Origin of the sequence: Parazoarcus communis (genome assembly GCF_003111665.1) — a bacterium.
GTDB lineage: Bacteria > Pseudomonadota > Gammaproteobacteria > Burkholderiales > Rhodocyclaceae > Parazoarcus > Parazoarcus communis_B.
In genome coordinates this window covers 1,736,874-1,754,624 of record NZ_CP022188.1, presented here as the reverse complement: position 1 = coordinate 1,754,624, position 17,751 = coordinate 1,736,874, and the positions used below count along the sequence as shown (strand labels likewise).

General features: G+C 63.2%; 17 protein-coding genes. 13 read left to right on the top strand and 4 right to left on the bottom strand.

From position 1 onward, the window contains the following. Nucleotides 1-53: 53 nt before the first annotated feature. Nucleotides 54-503, bottom strand: coding sequence for a c-type cytochrome (locus CEW87_RS07970; RefSeq protein WP_108972202.1), 450 nt, complete (start codon nucleotides 501-503; stop codon nucleotides 54-56). Nucleotides 504-798: 295 nt separating this feature from the next. On the opposite strand from CEW87_RS07970, the gene gtfA reads away from it, so the two are divergent. The 3 genes from gtfA to CEW87_RS07955 all read left to right on the top strand — a co-directional run bounded on the left by gtfA (nucleotide 799) and on the right by CEW87_RS07955 (nucleotide 4,685). Continuing rightward, the gene (gene gtfA, locus CEW87_RS07965) at nucleotides 799-2,241 is read left to right on the top strand and encodes a sucrose phosphorylase (protein ID WP_108972201.1); all 1,443 of its coding nucleotides are present in this window, start codon (nucleotides 799-801) and stop codon (nucleotides 2,239-2,241) included. Nucleotides 2,242-2,252: 11 nt separating this feature from the next. Then, a complete protein-coding gene (locus CEW87_RS07960) occupies nucleotides 2,253-2,561 on the top strand; it encodes a DUF1992 domain-containing protein (RefSeq protein ID WP_108972200.1) in 309 nt (102 codons plus the stop codon). A 273-nt stretch (nucleotides 2,562-2,834) separates the two neighbouring features. Continuing rightward, a complete protein-coding gene (locus tag CEW87_RS07955) occupies nucleotides 2,835-4,685 on the top strand; it encodes an ABC transporter ATP-binding protein/permease (protein WP_199917147.1) in 1,851 nt (616 codons plus the stop codon). Here the strand turns inward: CEW87_RS07955 and CEW87_RS07950 are convergent. After that, nucleotides 4,671-5,777, bottom strand: coding sequence for a glycoside hydrolase family 5 protein (locus CEW87_RS07950; RefSeq protein ID WP_108972198.1), 1,107 nt, complete (start codon nucleotides 5,775-5,777; stop codon nucleotides 4,671-4,673). The two genes, CEW87_RS07955 and CEW87_RS07950, sit on opposite strands and share 15 nt — an antisense overlap. Nucleotides 5,778-5,998: 221 nt before the next feature. Here CEW87_RS07950 and CEW87_RS07945 point away from each other — a divergent pair, with 221 nt between their 5' ends. The 10 genes from CEW87_RS07945 to CEW87_RS07900 all read left to right on the top strand — a co-directional run bounded on the left by CEW87_RS07945 (nucleotide 5,999) and on the right by CEW87_RS07900 (nucleotide 16,242). After that, the gene (locus CEW87_RS07945) at nucleotides 5,999-7,687 is read left to right on the top strand and encodes a glycoside hydrolase family 13 protein (RefSeq protein WP_108972197.1); all 1,689 of its coding nucleotides are present in this window, start codon (nucleotides 5,999-6,001) and stop codon (nucleotides 7,685-7,687) included. Between the two features lie 27 nt (nucleotides 7,688-7,714). Further along, entirely contained in the window at nucleotides 7,715-8,056 is a 342-nt protein-coding gene (locus CEW87_RS07940) for a zinc ribbon domain-containing protein YjdM (protein ID WP_108972196.1), read from the top strand. 71 nt (nucleotides 8,057-8,127) lie between these two features. Beyond that, nucleotides 8,128-8,550, top strand: a complete 423-nt coding sequence (locus CEW87_RS07935; protein WP_108972195.1) for a cytochrome c — start codon at nucleotides 8,128-8,130, stop codon at nucleotides 8,548-8,550. Between the two features lie 432 nt (nucleotides 8,551-8,982). After that, nucleotides 8,983-9,504, top strand: coding sequence for a TRAP transporter small permease (locus CEW87_RS07930; RefSeq protein ID WP_108972194.1), 522 nt, complete (start codon nucleotides 8,983-8,985; stop codon nucleotides 9,502-9,504). Nucleotides 9,505-9,514: 10 nt separating this feature from the next. Next, entirely contained in the window at nucleotides 9,515-10,804 is a 1,290-nt protein-coding gene (locus CEW87_RS07925; protein ID WP_108972193.1) for a TRAP transporter large permease, read from the top strand. A gap of 12 nt (nucleotides 10,805-10,816) precedes the next feature. After that, on the top strand, nucleotides 10,817-11,842 hold the full coding sequence (locus CEW87_RS07920; protein ID WP_108972192.1) for a DctP family TRAP transporter solute-binding subunit: 1,026 nt from the start codon (nucleotides 10,817-10,819) through the stop codon (nucleotides 11,840-11,842). Between the two features lie 8 nt (nucleotides 11,843-11,850). Further along, the gene (locus CEW87_RS07915; RefSeq protein ID WP_108977030.1) at nucleotides 11,851-13,107 is read left to right on the top strand and encodes a diaminopropionate ammonia-lyase; all 1,257 of its coding nucleotides are present in this window, start codon (nucleotides 11,851-11,853) and stop codon (nucleotides 13,105-13,107) included. Further along, nucleotides 13,104-14,360 (top strand): M20 family metallo-hydrolase, encoded by a 1,257-nt coding sequence (locus CEW87_RS07910; RefSeq protein ID WP_108972191.1) that lies wholly within the window; start codon nucleotides 13,104-13,106, stop codon nucleotides 14,358-14,360. Before CEW87_RS07915 ends, CEW87_RS07910 begins: the two co-directional genes overlap by 4 nt. Further along, nucleotides 14,357-15,304 (top strand): N-carbamoyl-D-amino-acid hydrolase, encoded by a 948-nt coding sequence (locus CEW87_RS07905; protein WP_108972190.1) that lies wholly within the window; start codon nucleotides 14,357-14,359, stop codon nucleotides 15,302-15,304. The genes CEW87_RS07910 and CEW87_RS07905 overlap by 4 nt, the downstream gene beginning before the upstream one ends. Nucleotides 15,305-15,381: 77 nt before the next feature. Next, on the top strand, nucleotides 15,382-16,242 hold the full coding sequence (locus CEW87_RS07900) for a MurR/RpiR family transcriptional regulator (RefSeq protein ID WP_108972189.1): 861 nt from the start codon (nucleotides 15,382-15,384) through the stop codon (nucleotides 16,240-16,242). 352 nt (nucleotides 16,243-16,594) lie between these two features. Here the strand turns inward: CEW87_RS07900 and CEW87_RS07895 are convergent, their stop codons facing one another. Together CEW87_RS07895 and CEW87_RS07890 are read right to left on the bottom strand one after the other, a co-directional pair. After that, the gene (locus tag CEW87_RS07895) at nucleotides 16,595-16,933 is read right to left on the bottom strand and encodes a hypothetical protein (RefSeq protein WP_108972188.1); all 339 of its coding nucleotides are present in this window, start codon (nucleotides 16,931-16,933) and stop codon (nucleotides 16,595-16,597) included. Between the two features lie 327 nt (nucleotides 16,934-17,260). Beyond that, nucleotides 17,261-17,626 (bottom strand): hypothetical protein, encoded by a 366-nt coding sequence (locus CEW87_RS07890; protein WP_159098113.1) that lies wholly within the window; start codon nucleotides 17,624-17,626, stop codon nucleotides 17,261-17,263. Nucleotides 17,627-17,751 lie beyond the last annotated feature (125 nt).

The following is a 17,751-nucleotide window of genomic DNA, read 5'->3' as shown; positions in this document are numbered from 1 at the left end:
CACGCCATCAGTGGAGAAGGCCCGGCACAGGGCCGCGACGGACCTTCATCGACTCACTTTTTCTTGAAGTCGTTGTGGCAGGACTTGCAACTGTCGTACACCTTTTCGTAAGCGGGCCCGACCTGCTCAAGCTCGCGCGTCTGTGCCGCGGCAAGCAGCGCGTCGGTCGCATCGAAGAAGGTCTGACGCTCGCGCTCGAATTCATCTGCGCGCTCCCACACCGCGGCCTTGGCCTTGGTCGGCGGATAGAGCGTATCGGCGGTGAAGTAGGCCCACGGGGCTTCCCGGCGCGCCACCAGATCGGCAGACAGCTCGGCGAACTTCCCGGCGTCGTACTGTTTGTCGCGAAGCATGACGCCCATCGGCTCAAACGCGCGGAGCATCGCCTTGAACGCGTCCTGGCGATGCTTCACCGGCTGCCCCGGCCCGGTATCCTCCACCTGCTGATTACAGGCGGCAAGGGCAAGCACCATGAAAAGGGACGAAACAAACAATCGCAGCATGCGGGCATCCAGAAAGAGGGGTCTGAAGGTGGTCGGGCGGCCTGCGCCGCACGTCCGGGGTGACGATTATAGGGTGCCCAATCCGGGCTAAGTTCCCCATGCCCCTGAATCCCGTTCTGCAGAAGGGGTTTTGCGACCTGCGGGCCATGCCCTCGAACCGTGTCATGACATGCGTCACACAAGGCCGGGCCGCCGTGCTTGCACCCCCGGATGCTCCTCAGTATTTTGTACACCCTCGCCAGCCCGATCGGCGTGCACTGTCCCCATCAGCAGGCCACCAGCCGAAGGAGTTCGCATGGCGCTCAAAAACAAGGTGCAGCTCATTGCCTATCCGAACCGGATCGGCACCCACCTGAACGATCTTGCCGATTTCATCGAACAGCATCTGGGCAAGGCGATCGGCGGACTGCACCTGCTGCCCCCCTTTCCGTCGAATGCCGACGGCGGCTTCTCGCCCCTGACGCACAAGGAGATCGATCCGGTCTTCGGCGACTGGGCGGACGTTGAGCGCATCGCAAGCCATTACGACGTCTGCCTCGACCTGATCCTGAACCACATCTCGGATCAGTCGCGTGAGTTTCAGGACTTCAAGAAGAAGGGCAAGGCCTCCGAATTTGCGGCGCTGTTCGTCGATGTCGATGCGCTGGGCGAAATCGGCCCTGACGATCTCGCCAAGATCCACATCCGCAAGGAGAAGGAACCCTTCCGCGACGTCACCTTCGCGGACGGCACGCATGGCCGCGTGTGGTGCACCTTCAGCGAGAGCCAGATCGACCTCGACTACAATGCCGAGGAAACCTACGCGATGATGACCGACACCATCACCTTCCTCGGCGAACGTGGTGTCAAGCTGCTGCGACTTGACGCCTTCGGTTACACCACCAAGAAGATCGGCACCAGCTGCTTCCTGGTCGAACCGGACGTGTGGCGCATTCTGGAATGGTTCCGCAAGACCGCCGCCGAACGTGGCATCGAAATCATGCCCGAAGTCCACGACCACCCGAGCTACCAGTACGCGATTGCCCGCCGCGGCATGTGGGCCTACGCCTTCGCCCTGCCGCCCCTGCTACTGCACGCGCTGATGGACCTCAACAGCAGCTATCTCAAGTCCTGGCTGCGGATGTGCCCGCACAATCAGGTCACCGTGCTCGACACCCACGACGGCATCTGCATCCCCGACGTCGAGGACATCCTGCCGCGCTACCACGTCGAAGCGGTGATCAAGAACGTCTCCGACCGCAGCGCCGACCCCATCCTGCGCCGCTCGGCGGCCAATGCCCACAGCGTCGGCGCCATCTACCAGCTCACCTGCACCTTCTTCGAAGCCGTGCAGTGCAATGACGACGCCTATATTGCGGCGCGCGCGATCCAGATGTTCGCGCCCGGCATCCCGCAGGTCTATTACGTCGGCCTGCTGGCCGGTCGCAACGACTTCGAGCTGATGGAGAAAACCGGCGAGGCGCGCGACATCAACCGCCACTACTACACCGTGGACGAAGCGGTCGCAGCCCTCGGCAGTGAAGTCGCCCAGCGCCAGTGCAAGCTGATGGAGCTGCGCTCGACGCACCCGGCCTTCGACGGCGAATTCGAACTGCATTATTCGAACGACTCCAGCGTCTCGATGGGCTGGCGCAATGGCCCACACAGTGCGCTGGTATTTGTGGACCTGAACTTCCGCACCGCCACCGTGACCTGTACCGACCCGGACACCGGCCACGAGATCAGCTACCGGGTCTGAGCCTTACGCCGATGTCGATTTTCGAGATCCTCGCCGAACAGCGCATCGCGGACGCAATCCGTCGCGGCGAGCTGGACAACCTGCCCGGCGCGGGGCGTCCGCTCGTGTTCGACGACGAACTCTTTCTGTCCGGCGAACAGCGCATGATCAACCGGGTGCTCAAGAACGCCGGATTCACCCCGCCCGAGGTGCGACTGCGCAAGGAACTGGCCGATCTGCGGGAAGCGCTTGCACGGCACCCCGATGACGAACGGCGTGAGCTGCTTCAGCGCGAGCTGAACATGGTGCTGCTCAGACTGGGCGCACTGCGCCGCCACTGAGCCCCTCGCCCCGGCGCTGCACGTACCGGGGCGTTTCCGGCCGGTGTGCGGCGCAAAAATTTTGCACCGAACGTGCAAACAGATCACGGCAAATCCGGGCCTTTGCGATACTCTCAGCGGTATACAAAATTCGAGCGTACGCGGCGAAGGCGCGATGATCATGAGGGTTGCGGACAAGAGCGTTAACCGGTTGCAGCTGCAGCCACACCCACCCGCTTCCGCGGCACCCGGCCTTCCGCATCGCGGGGATCCGCTGCGACCGGAATGACACAGATGCAAGCGGACGCAGCTTCCACATCGACACCACCCGCAGTGCGCAGCGACGCAGCGTGGCAGTTCGCACGCATGGCCCGGGACTACTGGAGCTGCGACCGCAAATGGACCGTCCGCGGCGCCGTGCTGTCGCTGTTCGTGCTGACAGCAGCCCAGGTCGGCCTGGTCATCTGGGTCAGCTACTGGCACCGCGAGCTGTTCGACGCCCTGGAGGATCGCTCGCTCAGCGAGTTCCTGCGCCTGATCCTGACCTTCGTGCTGATCTTTGCCCTCACCATGGGGGTCACCGCGCTGCACATGCACGTCAAACGCTGGGTCCAGCTCGACTGGCGACGATGGATGACCAGCCTGCTGCTCGACGAATGGCTGTCGCATGCCAACCACTACCGTCTGCAGTTCTCCAGCGGCGAGCACGACAACCCCGACGGGCGTATCGCCGAGGACATCCGCATCGCCACCGAGGCGGCAGTCGGGCTGGCGCATTCGCTGCTGTATTCGATCCTCATCCTCGGCAGCTTCATCGACATCCTGCTCAGCGTATCGGGAAGCGCGAACCTGCCCGGCACCGAGTACTCCGTACCGGGTTACATGGTGCTGATGGCTTTCGTCTATGCCGGCGTTGGCACCGCTTTCGGCTTGCTGCTGGGGCGACCGCTGATCCGCACCACCAACCGTTTGCAGTCAGTTGAAGCCAGCCTGCGCTTCGGCCTGGCGCGCGCACGCGAGCACTCCGAAGCCATTGCCCTGATGCATGGCGAGCCATTGGAGCGGCGCAGTGCCGATCGCCTGTTCAAGGACGTCGGTCGCGGCTGGGACCGCCAGACCTTTGCCTATCTGGGCATCATCTCGTTTTCGACCGGCTACGGCACGCTGCTGCCGGTGTTTCCGATCCTGATCGCCGCGCCGCAGTACATCGCCGGTGCAATGAGCCTTGGCTTGCTGATGCAGGCCGCCCAGGCCTTCCAGCGCCTGACCTCGGCGCTTTCGTGGCCAATCGACAACCTCGGCGAACTGGCACGCTGCCGCGCCTCCATCGACCGTATCGTCAGCCTGCATGAGGAAATGCTGGAACTCGAAGCGCAGGATCGGCAGAAAGTTACCGGCAAGGAAAAGATCGAGCTGCAGCAATCGGTCCACGCCGAACTCGACATCCGCCACCTGCAACTGGCCTCGCCTTCGGGGCAGGTGCTGCTGGACGATTTCAACCTGCACGTACGACACGGCGAACGCATCCTGATCACCGGCGACCCTGCGGTCACCATCAGCCTGTTCAAGGCCGTGGCCGGACTGTGGCCGTGGGGCAGCGGCGTCATCAGCCTGCCTGCAGGACACAACATGATGTTCATTCCGCAGCGCCCCTTCCTGCCCGAAGGCAGCCTGCGCGCGGTGCTCAGCTACCCGCACGACGCCAGCCACTACACCGCTCCCTGTCTGCACCGTGCGCTGGAGTGCGCCGGCATTGCCTGGCTTGCGCCCCGGCTCGACGATCATGACGACTGGGGCCGGGCACTGCCACTGCGAGCGCAGCAGCGCCTGGGCGTCGCACGCCTGTTCCTGCAGCAACCGGGCTGGGTGTTCATCGAAGAGGCGACCGACGCCTTCGACGCCAAGGACGAGATCGCCACGCTGGAACTGCTGCACCACGAGTTGCCGAGCGCGACCCTGCTCAACATCAGCCTGCACAACGGCCTGGACCATTTTTACGACCGCAAGCTGGTGCTCAACCGCGTGCGCGGCGGGCGTGTTCGCCCGGCTGATGCACCCGGTGCAGCGGGTACGACGCCGGCTGCGGCTGCGGCCACCTTGGCGCCCGCAGCGCGCACGAATAACAAGCTGTTACCTGAAGCTTGAGGGCAGCCAGCCGCGTTCTACCGACTCGCGGAAACACCAGGCCGGCGTGGTTTCGGTCTTGTAGCTCCAGAAAAACCACCCGAACAGCTTCTCGAAGGCCAGCAACTGTGCCGAGGCATAACCACGGCTGGCCACATCCTGCTGGAACGCGTCCATGTGCTCCAGCGCATGGTTGTACGGCCCCTCAGCCCACAGCGACACCACCCGCAGATCCAGCCCCAGACTCCACTCGCCACATACCGCCGGCAGGCCCATCGCGGCGTTGATCGAGTCGGCCTCGTCACGCCATTCGACAGCAGCCTTGGTCATGTGGCCGTAGATGTCGGTATCGATGTCGCGGCGGTCGAAGCACTGGTAGCGGTGGTAATCGAAGATCACGTTCTGCCACTGCGGCGCCTGCATGAAGCCAAGGAACTCGCGGTAGGAGCGGAAGCCGTCATGAAACACCACCGCCACGCGCTCTGCCGGGCAGTGTTTGCGGATGCGGTCGTAGGCCGCAAGGTAGTAGGCCTTCAGGTACTCGGTCGGCACATCCCAGCGCGGCTCGTTGAGCACCTCGATCGCATGCAGTGCAGGATGCGCGCGGTAGCGCTCGGCCAGGCGCTCGAGCACCAGCAGCGAATGCTCGAGGTACTCCGGTTTGGTATGCCACTCGACCACGCCCATGATGCCGCCGTTGTCGAAGCCGTTCTGGCACCCCGGCGCGGCATGGAGATCGAGCATGACCCGCAGGCCGAGCTTCTGCGCCCAGTCCATCGCCCGGTCGAGCACATCGATGCCGCCGGTGACGAAGGGGTGGCGGTTCTCGCCATAGCTGGGGTGGTAGGGATAATCGGGGCCGAAGATCCAGTGCCCGACCGGAATCCGCACCGCATTGAGGCCGCGCTCGGCAATCCAGGCGAAGTCCTCGTAGGTCACGAAGCTTTCCCAGTGCTTGCGCAGCCTGTCGCTCGCTCCCGAACCCATCTCCGCACACCAGGTGGTTTCATCGGTCGCCGCCAGCCCCTCGAACACGCTGGGCACCATCCACTTTTCCAGCAACAGCCAGCTACCGAGGTTGACGCCACGCAATTTCATGCCTGTCGCATCCATCGCACACCTCCCGCAAAAGGGTCATCTTCACGCGCCCTGAACAAGGAACGCACATGCGCTGCCATGCCGACAAGATTACGCCTGGGCGCGCGCCTTGGGGCGATTACCCGCGTCATCCGGCGCGAAAATCCATGCGCAGAATCCACTCGCCGGCGGCATGCACGAAGCCTACAATCGACGACGCAGCAGGATCGCAGAATGGCACCCGGGAGCCGCGAGAAATGAAGAACAGATGGTGGCGCGAAGCGGTTGTGTATCAGCTCTACCCGCGCAGCTTCATGGACACCAACGGCGACGGCATCGGCGACCTGCCCGGCGTGCTCGCCCGCCTCGACTATCTGCAATGGCTCGGCATCACGGTGATCTGGCTGTGCCCGGTGTTCCGCTCGCCCAACGACGACAACGGCTACGACATCTCGGACTACCAGGCCATCATGGACGAGTTCGGCACCATGGCCGACTTCGACCGCCTGATGGCCGAGACCCGGCGCCGCGGCATGCGCATCATTCTCGACCTGGTGGTCAATCACACCAGCGACGAACACCCCTGGTTCATCGACTCGCGCAGTTCGCGCGACAACCCGAAGCGCGACTGGTACGTGTGGCGCGATGGCAAGGACGGCCACCCGCCCAACAACTGGGAAAGCATCTTCCGGGGCCCCGCCTGGCAGTACGACGCTGCCACCGACCAGTACTTCCTGCACCTGTTTACCGCCCGCCAGCCCGACCTCAACTGGGAGAACCCGGACGTGCGCAGCGCCATCTGCGACATGGTGCGGTGGTGGATGGACAAAGGTGTGGATGGCTTTCGCATCGACGCCATCACCCACATTAAAAAGGCGCCCGGCCTGCCCGATGCGCCCGGTGCGGCACCTGACAGGCCTGTGCCGGCCTATGACTTCCACATGAATGTCGACGGCGTGCTCGATTACGTCGACCAGATGGCCCGCGACGCCTTCGACCACGGCGACATCATGACCGTAGGCGAAGCCAACGGCATCAGCGCACATCAGGCCGAAACCTGGGTGGGCGACACCCGCGGGCGGCTGTCGATGATCCTGCAGTTCGAGCACTGGCACCTGTGGTCGGGCAATCCGCGCGCCGGGCTCGATGTGCGCCGGCTGAAGACCATCCTGAGCCGCTGGCAGCGCGAACTCGACGGCCGCGGCTGGAACGCGCTCTACCTCGAGAACCACGACCTGCCGCGCGTCGTATCGCGCTGGGGCGACCCGCAGCATCACCGCCACGCCAGCGCCACCGCGCTCGCCACGATGTACTTCCTGATGCAGGGCACGCCCTTCATCTACCAGGGGCAGGAACTCGGCATGGCCAACACCGTGTTCCACAGCCTCGCCGACTTCGACGACGTGTTCGCCCGCCACCGCATCGCCGAGATGCGCGCCAGCGGCATGGACGAAGCCGCCATCTTCGACGAGATGGCGCTCACCGCCCGCGACAACTCGCGCACGCCGATGCCGTGGGACGACAGCCATAACGCGGGTTTCAGCACGGGTACACCATGGCTGCCGCTGAACCCCGACTATCCGGACGTCAACGTCGCGCAGCAGCAGCGCGATCCGCACTCGGTGCTGAACTTCTACCGCAGCATGATCGCCCTGCGCGCCGCCGAGCCGGCGCTGGTGCATGGCCGCTACACCCTGCTGCTCAGGGACAACCCGCAGATCTACGCCTACACCCGCGTGCTTGGTGACGAAGGCTTCGTGGTGATCTGCAACCTCAGCGCGCGACCGGCACGCTACCGCCATGCCGGCTTCACCCTTCGCCATGCCGATTGCGTACTGGCCAACATGAAAGTCGCCTCGCATGACGATTTAATGTCTTTTGCATTGAGTGAGTATGAAGTACGCGTGTATCGGATTTCCCCACAAGGGTCCGATAACCTAAACTAGCGGGCTCACTGTCACTGGAACACGATCATGTCCGCCATACCCGCCTGCCCCCAATGCACCCTGGAGAACACTTACCCGGACGGCGAAAACTACGTGTGCGCGGACTGCGGCTACGAATGGCCGATGGCCGAAGTGGCCGGCGCCGACGAAGATGACGAGGCTGTGGTAAAGGATGCCAACGGCAACGTACTCGCCAACGGCGACTCGGTGGTGCTGATCAAGGACCTCAAGGTCAAAGGTTCGTCGACCACGCTGAAGGTCGGCACCAAGGTCAAGAGCATCCGCCTCGTCGGTGGCGATCACGAAGTCGACTGCAAGATGGACGCCGGCAACTTCATGCTCAAGGCCTGCTACCTGCGCAAGGTCTGAGCCCGGGCGCCTGCCCTACGGGGCGGCAGGCAGAGAACGCATTGTTCGATTACGAATGGATGGATAACGCCATGAAAAGACTGCTTCTGCTTGCTGCCCTGTTCACTACCCCCGCCCTCGCACAGGACACGCGCTTTCTGGCGCCGCTGCCGCCCGCAGCACAGGAAACCCTGCGCAAGGAAATGCTCGACAACCTTCTCGCCCTCAACGAGATCATCACGCTGCTCGCGTCCAACAAGGTGCGCGAAGCCGGCGAAGTGGCCGAACTGCGACTCGGGCAGACCGCCATGGGCAAGAACGCCGCCCTGCCCTACGACGCCCGCCCCGGACCGCAGATGCCGATCGAGATGCACGGCCTCGGCCGCGACGGACACGCTGCGGCCAGCGCGTTCGCCCGCGCAGCCGCCACCGGTGATGCCACCAAAGCCATGGCCGCGCTGCCCAGGCTGACGGGTTCCTGCGTCGCCTGCCACGCCCTCTATCGCACGCGCTGACGCCCCCCGGACCGGCCCGCGCCCGGCCAGAATCCGCCAGGCATGTCCTTACGGAGCCGGCCCGAATTGCGCATCCCGCTCACTCGGACGTGCCCTGTCCGTCTTCGCCAGCGCTCATGTCTGCAACGGGCAAAATGCTGCACCGTCCTCACTGCGGATCGCTCCGCAGCACGAGCGACACACCGCATTTGTCTCGCAACGCAGCATGCTTCGTTTCAGTGCGTGGCCGCACCCGGAAAGTCGCAAAAACCGAACTTTCCCTTAATGCTCAATATCTTGCAGCGCACAATGCTGGTGCCCTAAGTCCACTGCACGCACCACATTGGAAACAATAATTTCAAACTTGCGATTCTGAAATTTGTGTTTTAGAGTGAATTCAACACGCCGCTATCGCGGCCCGAAAACACTCAACACATTATTCAGGAGTCATGCATGAGCTTGACCGCACTGGCGCAAAGGATGGAAGGCATCGGTCGCCGCTTGAACCGGGTGGTCGAATGGCTGTGCGCCGGCCTGATCGCGGTCATGGTGCTGGTGGTGTGGCTCGGTGTCGGCGGGCGCTACTTTACCCAGGACGGCATCAGCTGGACTGAAGAGCTCTCGCGCTACCTGATGATCTGGGCCGCGCTGCTGGCCGTGTCCTGCGGGGCATGGTGGCGCGAGCACGTCGGGCTCGACCTGATCCCCTCCCGCCTGCCCGAGACCGCACGCCGCTTCCTCAAGCTGGCCACCGATGGACTCACCGTCGGCTTCTTCGTCTTCATGTTCATCTACGGCATCGACATGACGCTCGAAGGCCGCACCCAGTTCTCCACCCTGTTCGGCATGACGATGGAAGTCCCCTTCGCCGCCGTACCGGTGTCCTCGGCGCTGGCCGCCTTCCAGTTCGGGGTGCGACTGCTCACCGACTTCGTCAACCTGCCGCGCGCCGAAACGGCCGCGGTTCCTTACTGAGCCGGCCATCATGTGGATTGTTGCAGTCGCCTTCTTTGGTCTCATGTTGCTGGGCATGCCGATCGGCGTCGTCATCGGCATCTCCGGCGCAATCGGGCTGGTACAGCTCGGCGACGTGTCTTTCCTCGCCATGGCGCCCAAGCGCTACTTTGAAGGCCTGGACATGTTCACCTTCATGGCCATGCCCTTCTTCATCCTCGCCGGCGAGCTGATGAACGCCTCCGGCATCACCCAGCGCCTGATCGCATTTGCGTTGTCGCTGGTCGGCTACCTGCGCGGCGGCCTCGCCCACGCCAACATGGTGGCTTCGGTGCTGTTCGCCGGCATGACCGGTGCCGCGGTGTCGGATGCCGCCGCGATGGGCAACACCCTGGTGCCGGCGATGGTTAAACAGGGCTACAGCAAGCCCTTCGCCTGTGCCGTCACGGCAGCGGGCTCGATCATCGGCCCCACCATTCCGCCGTCCAACCTGATGGTGATCTACGGCTCCATCATGGGCGTGTCGATTGCAGGTCTGTTCGCAGCCGGCATCGTCCCCGGCCTGCTGATCTGCGCCATCTGCATGGGCGTCATCGCCGCGCTCGGCAAGAAGCTCGGCCTGCCCAAGGGCGAGAACCGCCCCAGCCTGATGTCCATTCTGATCAGCTTCAAGGACAGCCTGATCGGACTCACCATGCCGGCGATCATCCTTGGCGGCATCCTGTTCGGCATCGTCACGCCCACCGAAGCGGCTTCGATCGCGGTGGGCTATGCGATGTTCGTCGGCTTCGTCATCTACCGCACCCTCACGCTGCGCCAGGTCGGCATCATGCTGATCCGCACCGCGCGCATCACCGGCAGCGTGTTCCTGATCATTGCCGCCGCCTCCATCCTGTCGTGGTGGCTGACCTTCCACCAGATCCCGCAGATGATCGCGCAGGCCATGCTGTCAGTGGCGTCGAGCAAGGAAGGCGTGCTCGGCCTCATCCTCCTGCTGCTGCTTTTCGTCGGCATGTTCCTCGACATCACCGCCGCGCTGATCATCCTCGCCCCGGTGCTCGGACCGCTCACCGCCGCCGTCGGCATCGACCCGGTTCATGCGGGCATCATGATCATCCTCGCCCTCAACATCTCGCTGATGACGCCGCCTGTCGGCGCCTGCCTGTTCGTGCTGTGCTCGGTCACCGGCGAAAAGATGGAGCGCATCGCCCGCGCGCTCATGCCCTTCCTGCTTGCCGAGGTCGCGATCCTGTTCCTGATCACCTACTGGTCAGATCTCACCCTGTTTGTCCCCCGCCTGTTCGGCTACGTCCAACCCTGAGGAGTTCCACCCATGAAGCTCAAGACCCTGCTCACCGCCGTCGCCACCACCATGGTCTTTGCCGTTGCGCCGGCCCATGCGGAAAAGATTCTGAAGATCCATCACCTCAACGTCGACGATCCGTTCGAGAGCACCACCGGCGCACTGGTCACCGTGTTCAAGAACCTGGTCGAAGCCGGCACCGGCGGCTCGGTGAAAGTGCAGACCTTCCCCAGCGGCCAGCTCGGCAAGGACAACGAGGTACTGTCCCAGGTCAAGGCCGGGCTGGTGCAGTCGGGCGTGTTCTCGGTGGGTGGTTTCGCCAGCACCTACCCGATGATCGGCGTGCTCGACATGCCCTTCGTCTTCCCCGACATCTCCACCACCTACACTGTGCTCGACGGCCCCTTCGGCCAGAAGCTGGGCGACGACATCGAGAAGAAAACCGGCATGGAAGTGCTTGGCTTCGGTGACTCGGGCGGCTTCTTCGCCATCACCAACTCGAAGCGGGCAATCAAGACCCCGGCCGACATGAAGGGCCTGAAGATCCGTACCCAGACGCTCGAATCGCACAAGCGCGTGATCAGCAGCCTCGGCGGTCAGCCGGCAGCCATCGCCTGGGCCGAGGTGTACACCGCCCTGCAGACTGGCGTTGCCGACGGCCAGATGAACCCGATCCCCATCGTGGCCATGGCCAAGTTCAACGAAGTGCAGAAGCACATCACCCTCACCGACCACCTGTTCGCACCGTACGTGTGGGTGATCAACCGCAAGTTCTTCGACAGCCTGACGCCTGAAGAACAGGTCGTGGTGAAGAACGCCGCCAAGAGCGCCATCGTTGCCAACCGAGGCATCAGCCGCATCATCGAAGCCTCGTCCAAGGGCCTGCCGGAACTGGCCAAGACCATGACCGTCACCACGCTCACGCCCAAGGAAAAAGCCGCCTTCCGTGACGCTGCACAGCCGGCCGTGAAAGCCTACATCGTCGACACCTTCGGCAAGGAAGGCGAGGAGATGCTCGGTGCCCTGCAACAGGCTGTAGAAGCCGCCTCCAAGTGAGCATGTCCATGTCCACGCTAGACCTTCCCGGTCAGCTCGCCGTCCTGCCGCTGGCGCATTGCGCCGGCGTGGCAGGGCCGGCAGCAGGCCCCTACCCTGATCGGCTCAAGCCCATCCTCAGTCTGGCCGCACACGCCGAAGCCATGACCGAGATCAGCGAGTGGCCCGGCTACGCGCCGACGCCGCTGGTGAACCTTGCCGGCATGGCCCGCGCCGCCGGCGTGGGTGCCATTCACTACAAGCATGAGTCCAGCCGCTTCGGCCTCGGCAGTTTCAAGGCCCTGGGCGGCGCCTACGCCGTGCTGCGCCTGCTGAAAAAGGAGATCCTGCGCCGTACCGGGCAGGACGCCAGCAGCCGCGACCTGATCGACGGCAAGTTTGCCGACATCGTTTCCGGCATCACCGTCACCTGCGCCACCGATGGCAACCACGGCCGCTCGGTGGCCTGGGGGGCGCAGACCTTCGGCTGCAAGTGCGTGATCTACATTCACGCCACCGTGTCCGAAGCTCGCCGCGAAGCGATCGCCCGCTATGGCGCCGAGGTGATCCGCACCACCGGCAACTACGACGACGCCGTGCGCACCGCTGACGTCGACGCCAAGGCGCATGGACGCTTCATCGTCTCCGACACCTCCTACCCCGGCTATACCGATGTGCCGCGCGACGTCATGCAGGGCTATTCGGTCATGGTCGAAGAAGCGCTGCGTCAGTGGCCGGAAACCCAGCCCCCCACCCACGTCCTCATCCAGGGCGGCGTTGGCGGACTGGCTGCAGCCGTGTGCGCGCAGATGTGGGAACGCCTCGGCAACAAGCGCGGCCGCTTCATCGTGGTCGAGCCCGACCGCGCCGCCTGCCTGTACGCCTCGGCGCTGGCCGGTGCCCCGACCGCCGTCCACGGCGATCTCGACACCCTGATGGCGGGCCTGGCCTGCGGTGAGGTTTCACTGATCGCGTGGGAAGTGCTCGAGGCCGGCACCAGCGACTTCCTCACCATCCCAGACGCAGCGGCGGTAACGACCATGCGCCTGCTGGCCGACTCGCCTTTTGGCGACACCCCGGTCGCCGCCGGCGAATCCGCCGTGGCCGGACTGGCTGCGCTGCTGATGGCGTGTTCGCGTCCGCAGATGGCCGCCACGCTTGGGCTGGATTCGGACAGCCGGGTGCTGCTCTTCGGCAGCGAAGGCGCCACCGACCCCGAGCTGTACACCAAGCTCGTGGGGCGCAGTGCCGAAGCGGTGGAAGCACAGCCAGAGGCCAGATCATGACCGCCACCCTGCGCATCAAGGGCGAACGCCTGCAACAGCGCATCGCACAGCTGGCCGAAGTCGGCGCCATCGACGGCGGCGGTTGCGCCCGTCTGGCCCTTTCCGACGAGGACAAGGCCGGGCGCGACCTGGTCTGCGACTGGATGCGCGAACTCGGGCTCAGCCTGACGGTGGACGCCATCGGCAACGTGGTCGGCACCCGTGCCGGCCGCGTGCCAGCCGCGGCGGTGATGACCGGCTCGCACATCGACACCGTGCGCACCGGCGGCCGCTACGACGGCAATCTGGGCGTGCTCGCCGGGCTGGAAGTGATTGCCAGCCTCAACGAGGCCGGCATCGAAACAGAACGCCCGCTCGCGGTGGCCTTCTTCACCAATGAAGAGGGCGCACGCTTTGCCCCCGACATGATGGGCAGCCTCGTGTTCACCGGCGAGCTCGCGCTCGACGAAGCCCTGCAGACGAAAGGCATCGACGGCAGCACCGTGGCGGACAACCTCGCCCGCATCGGCTATGACGGCACGGCACCGACACCGGCCGCCGCCCCGCACGCCTTCGTCGAACTGCACGTGGAGCAAGGCCCGGTGCTCGACCGCGAAGGCATCGAGATTGGCGTCGTTGAATCCGTGCAGGGTATCTCCTGGACCGAGATCGAGATCCTCGGCACCTCCAACCACGCCGGCACCACGCCAATGTCGCTGCGTCGCGACGCGGGCTGGGCGGCAGGGTCGATCATCAGTTTCGTGCGCGAACTGGCGCAGGAGTTTGGCGGCGACCAGGTCGCGACCGTCGGCCGAATCGAGTTCTTCCCCAACCTGGTCAACGTGGTGCCCAACCGCGCCGTGCTCACCGTCGACCTGCGCAACACCGACGAGGCCCTGCTGCAACGCGCCGAATCCAGGCTGGCCGCACACCTCGACGCCCTGCGTGACGCCGAGAAGGTGGAGATCAACACCCGCAAGCTCGCCCGCTTTGCCCCGGTGCCCTTTGCCCCGGAGATGACCGACCGCATCGAACGCCACGCCCTCGCCCAGGGCCTGAGCACCCGGCGCATGCCCAGCGGCGCCGGCCACGACGCGCAGATGATGGCGCCGGTGTGCCCGACGGCGATGATTTTTGTGCCCAGCGTCGACGGCATCAGCCACAACGTCCGCGAATACACCCACCCCCAACATATCGAAGCCGGAGCCAATGTGCTGCTCGCCGTTCTGTGCGAACTCGCGGGCGCCACACTGCCGGCAGGAGAACCCACATGAGCCGCAAGATCACCGTCGGCGCCGCCCAGCTCGGCCCCATCGCCCGCTCGGAATCGCGGCGTCAGGTCGTCGCACGCATGATCGACCTGATGCGCGAAGCCAAGTCCCGTGGCTGTCACTACGTGGCCTTTCCGGAACTGGCACTCACCACCTTCTTTCCGCGCTGGTACACCGAGAACCAGGCCGAGATCGACGCCTGGTTCGAAACCGAGATGCCCGGCCCGGAAACCCTGCCTCTGTTCGAGGAAGCCAAGAAGCTCGGCATCGGCTTCTACCTCGGCTACGCCGAACTGGCACAGGAAGACGGCGTCACCCACCACTACAACACCTCGATTCTGGTCGACCCGACCGGCACCATCGTCGGCAAATACCGCAAGGTACACCTGCCCGGCCACCGCGAGAACGAACCCTGGCGCGCCTTCCAGCACCTCGAAAAGCGCTACTTCGAGCGCGGCAACCTCGGCTTCGGCGCCTGGCGCGCACAGGCCGCCACGGAAAAGGGCATTTTCGGCATGGCGCTGTGCAACGACCGCCGCTGGCCCGAAACCTACCGCGTGCTCGGCCTGCAGGGCGTGGAAATGGCCTTCATCGGCTACAACACCCCCATCCATTACCCGCCGGTGCCCGAGCACGACCACCTGCAGGGCTTCCACAACCACCTGGTCATGCAGGCTGGCGCCTATCAGAACGGCATGTGGATCGTCGGCATCGCCAAGGCCGGCAAGGAAGAAGATTGCGACCTGCTGGGCCAAAGCTGCATCATTGCGCCCACCGGCGAAATGGTGGCGATGTGCTCCACGGTGGAAGATGAACTGGTGACCTCGGTGTGCGATCTCGACCGCTGTCGCGAGCTCAAGGACAATGTCTTCAACTTCGGCCTGCATCGCGAACCGGAAACCTATCGCCTGATCGTCGACACCAAGGGCCCGGTCGAACCCGCCTGAGCCCTTGCCGGCGCCGCGGGTGGCGCCGGCAGCAACACCCCGTCCATGAGAACCCACGCCCGAGAGCAGCCCCGCGCATGACGCCCAAGCCCGCCAAACGCTTCAAGCCGATCGACGAACGCATCGAAGCGCTCAGCGAAACCCTGCCCGACTCCGAGCACAAGCTCGCGCAGCTGCTCACCGCGCAACCCGCCCTGCTCGCCACCCACTCGGCCACCGAGCTGGCGGCCATCGCCGGCAGCTCCAAGGCCGCGGTAACGCGCTTCATCCAGCGTGTAGGCTACGACGGTTTCGCCTCCGCCCGGCGCGAAGCGCGCGAGGCGCAACGCTGGGGCGCCCCCGGCCTGCAGGCCGCACCCGGCCTCCCTGCAGCCTCGGAAGAAGCCTTCGGCGAACACCTCAGGCGCGACCTGCAGAACCTTGCCCGTACCTTCGAGAAACTCACCAGCGGCGTCGTAGAGCCCGCCGTCACCACCCTCGCCCGCGCTCGCCGGGTCGGCGTGATCGGCTACCGCAACAGCCACGCCCTGGCGCAATACTTCGCCCGCCAACTCGTGCTGCTCAAGGACCACGTCGCCCTGCTCCCCCAGGCCGGCCAGACCATCGGCGAAGACCTCGCCGCCTTCGGCCCCGACGACATGCTCGTCATCCTCGCCTTCCGCCGCCGCGTGCCAGTGGTCGCAGAGATCGCCCGCCACGCAAAGAAAGCCGGCGTGCCGGTGCTGGTGCTGATGGACGCCACCACGCCCGCAAAGGAAGTCGACGCCACCTGGCGCATCGCCTGCGAGACGAGCGGCTCCGGCCGATTCGATTCCTATGCCGCGGCAATGAGCGTACTCAACCTGCTCGTATCAACACTGGCAAACCGGCCGGAAGTGGAAGCAGGCAACCGACTGCGCGCAGCAGAAAGGCTGCATGAGGGGCTGGAAGAGCTGTAACGATCGCATCAAGGGCGATGCAGGGCAGGCTGCGCGCTTCCCATTTCACCGGGAGGATCAAAGGGGTCAGAGTCGTTTGAAAATGCGTTTCAAACGACTCTGACCCCTTTGATCCTTTGAGTTCCGGACGTTCTGACTACGGTCACCTGTCCATCTTCTACTCCGACCGCTTTTCCCGACCCGTATCCATCTGCCGCCATGAGAATGGCCGCATTGGTAATTGCTGGGGTAGATGCAGGCTGATAATCCGGATTCTCAATCATGTTTCCGATTAGCTCTACCAGTTTGGTCGCAATTCCAGAAGGCTTCTCGGAAACTTCTCTTACCGAAACCTCAGACGCGCTCCGCTCTTTCACGTACTCGTGGAGACTTTCCCAGAGTCGGCCGAATAGTGGGTTCGGGGGAAAACCTTCGCAGATAGTTCAGTAAAGCGTTGAAAAGAACTGAGCTTGGCGTAGAAGGCTTTATAGTCCGATACCGGCTCCACATAGCACCCGACGAAAGAATTTTCGTAGGTCGCCTCAATGATTGACTTAAAGCGCCGCGGGAAAATTTGTTCCTGAATGCCATTCCAAACATGCAGAAAAGCTAAGCCAGAAAATTCTGGCAGATACACGAATGGTGCGCTGGCCTCGAGCAAGTTTGGAGCAAGCGCCTTGATTTGTTGGCGCGAGTTCTCGTCGACAATCATAACTCTTCCTTATTTGGCATATTTTGCGAGATTTCCAAAGATATATGGTTGGGAAGAGTCTCTTCCGTCGACTACACCAGTGATCGTCCAATCGAATTTCCCGATCTCAACCACAGGTGGATGAAGCAGTGCATTCTGCAGTCGTTCTTGGTCGAGAGTACCGAGTTTTACAACTCGGCCCATGTAATATCTCCCTCTTCTCATACTCTGGCTTTTAATTTTCTTAGGTCACTTGCGAAGGTGCTAACGTCATAGCTTTAACGCCAAGCTTTGCGGCAATTTTGTAGCCGCGAAGCGGTGGAAAAATTGTCCGGCAAGAGCGCCGTGTTAGTTGTATTTCTCAAGTACATCCGTTGCCTTCATTAAGTCTTCAATTTCGTTCTTTAAGTCAACAGCGACTTGGTATTGATTGCAGGTATTATTAAACATCCCAAGCTTCAAAAGTTCCAAGATGGAACAGTATGCAACCTCTCCTGTAGAGAGTTCGCGTTTCACATTCATCAATGTATCTGTTAGTTCCGCAAGCTCTTCGCACTCCTTCCTGTCGCGACTTAGGTCAACATTGCAAAAGTTTTCATGAAGTTGAGATATCCCGGTAAATTCCGCTCTTAACTGGTGTGCCGCCAAGAGACTTATCAGTGTGACAACAAAAATTAAGCCGACTAACCAACAGAGACCTTTTATATATTTCATGTACTTCTCGATTAACGCCAATGACAACTAACGTGTTGTAGACCGCAAATCTGCGGACTCATCTGCTGCGTTGCGGTATATCTGACTCGAATCCGCAGCCGTAAGCGTTTGATGTAATTTATTTT

Coding starts and splice junctions, on each gene's coding strand:
- CEW87_RS07895 (WP_108972188.1), bottom strand. CDS start 16,933: ATGATTGTCGACGAGAACTCGCGCCAACAAATCAAGGCGCTTGCTCCA.
- CEW87_RS07905 (WP_108972190.1), top strand. CDS start 14,357: ATGAGCCGCAAGATCACCGTCGGCGCCGCCCAGCTCGGCCCCATCGCC.
- CEW87_RS07925 (WP_108972193.1), top strand. CDS start 9,515: ATGTGGATTGTTGCAGTCGCCTTCTTTGGTCTCATGTTGCTGGGCATG.
- CEW87_RS07900 (WP_108972189.1), top strand. CDS start 15,382: ATGACGCCCAAGCCCGCCAAACGCTTCAAGCCGATCGACGAACGCATC.
- CEW87_RS07960 (WP_108972200.1), top strand. CDS start 2,253: ATGTCGATTTTCGAGATCCTCGCCGAACAGCGCATCGCGGACGCAATC.
- CEW87_RS07915 (WP_108977030.1), top strand. CDS start 11,851: ATGTCCACGCTAGACCTTCCCGGTCAGCTCGCCGTCCTGCCGCTGGCG.
- CEW87_RS07935 (WP_108972195.1), top strand. CDS start 8,128: ATGAAAAGACTGCTTCTGCTTGCTGCCCTGTTCACTACCCCCGCCCTC.
- CEW87_RS07920 (WP_108972192.1), top strand. CDS start 10,817: ATGAAGCTCAAGACCCTGCTCACCGCCGTCGCCACCACCATGGTCTTT.
- CEW87_RS07945 (WP_108972197.1), top strand. CDS start 5,999: ATGAAGAACAGATGGTGGCGCGAAGCGGTTGTGTATCAGCTCTACCCG.
- CEW87_RS07890 (WP_159098113.1), bottom strand. CDS start 17,626: ATGAAATATATAAAAGGTCTCTGTTGGTTAGTCGGCTTAATTTTTGTT.
- CEW87_RS07970 (WP_108972202.1), bottom strand. CDS start 503: ATGCTGCGATTGTTTGTTTCGTCCCTTTTCATGGTGCTTGCCCTTGCC.
- CEW87_RS07950 (WP_108972198.1), bottom strand. CDS start 5,777: ATGGATGCGACAGGCATGAAATTGCGTGGCGTCAACCTCGGTAGCTGG.
- CEW87_RS07940 (WP_108972196.1), top strand. CDS start 7,715: ATGTCCGCCATACCCGCCTGCCCCCAATGCACCCTGGAGAACACTTAC.
- CEW87_RS07930 (WP_108972194.1), top strand. CDS start 8,983: ATGAGCTTGACCGCACTGGCGCAAAGGATGGAAGGCATCGGTCGCCGC.
- CEW87_RS07910 (WP_108972191.1), top strand. CDS start 13,104: ATGACCGCCACCCTGCGCATCAAGGGCGAACGCCTGCAACAGCGCATC.
- CEW87_RS07955 (WP_199917147.1), top strand. CDS start 2,835: ATGCAAGCGGACGCAGCTTCCACATCGACACCACCCGCAGTGCGCAGC.
- gtfA (WP_108972201.1), top strand. CDS start 799: ATGGCGCTCAAAAACAAGGTGCAGCTCATTGCCTATCCGAACCGGATC.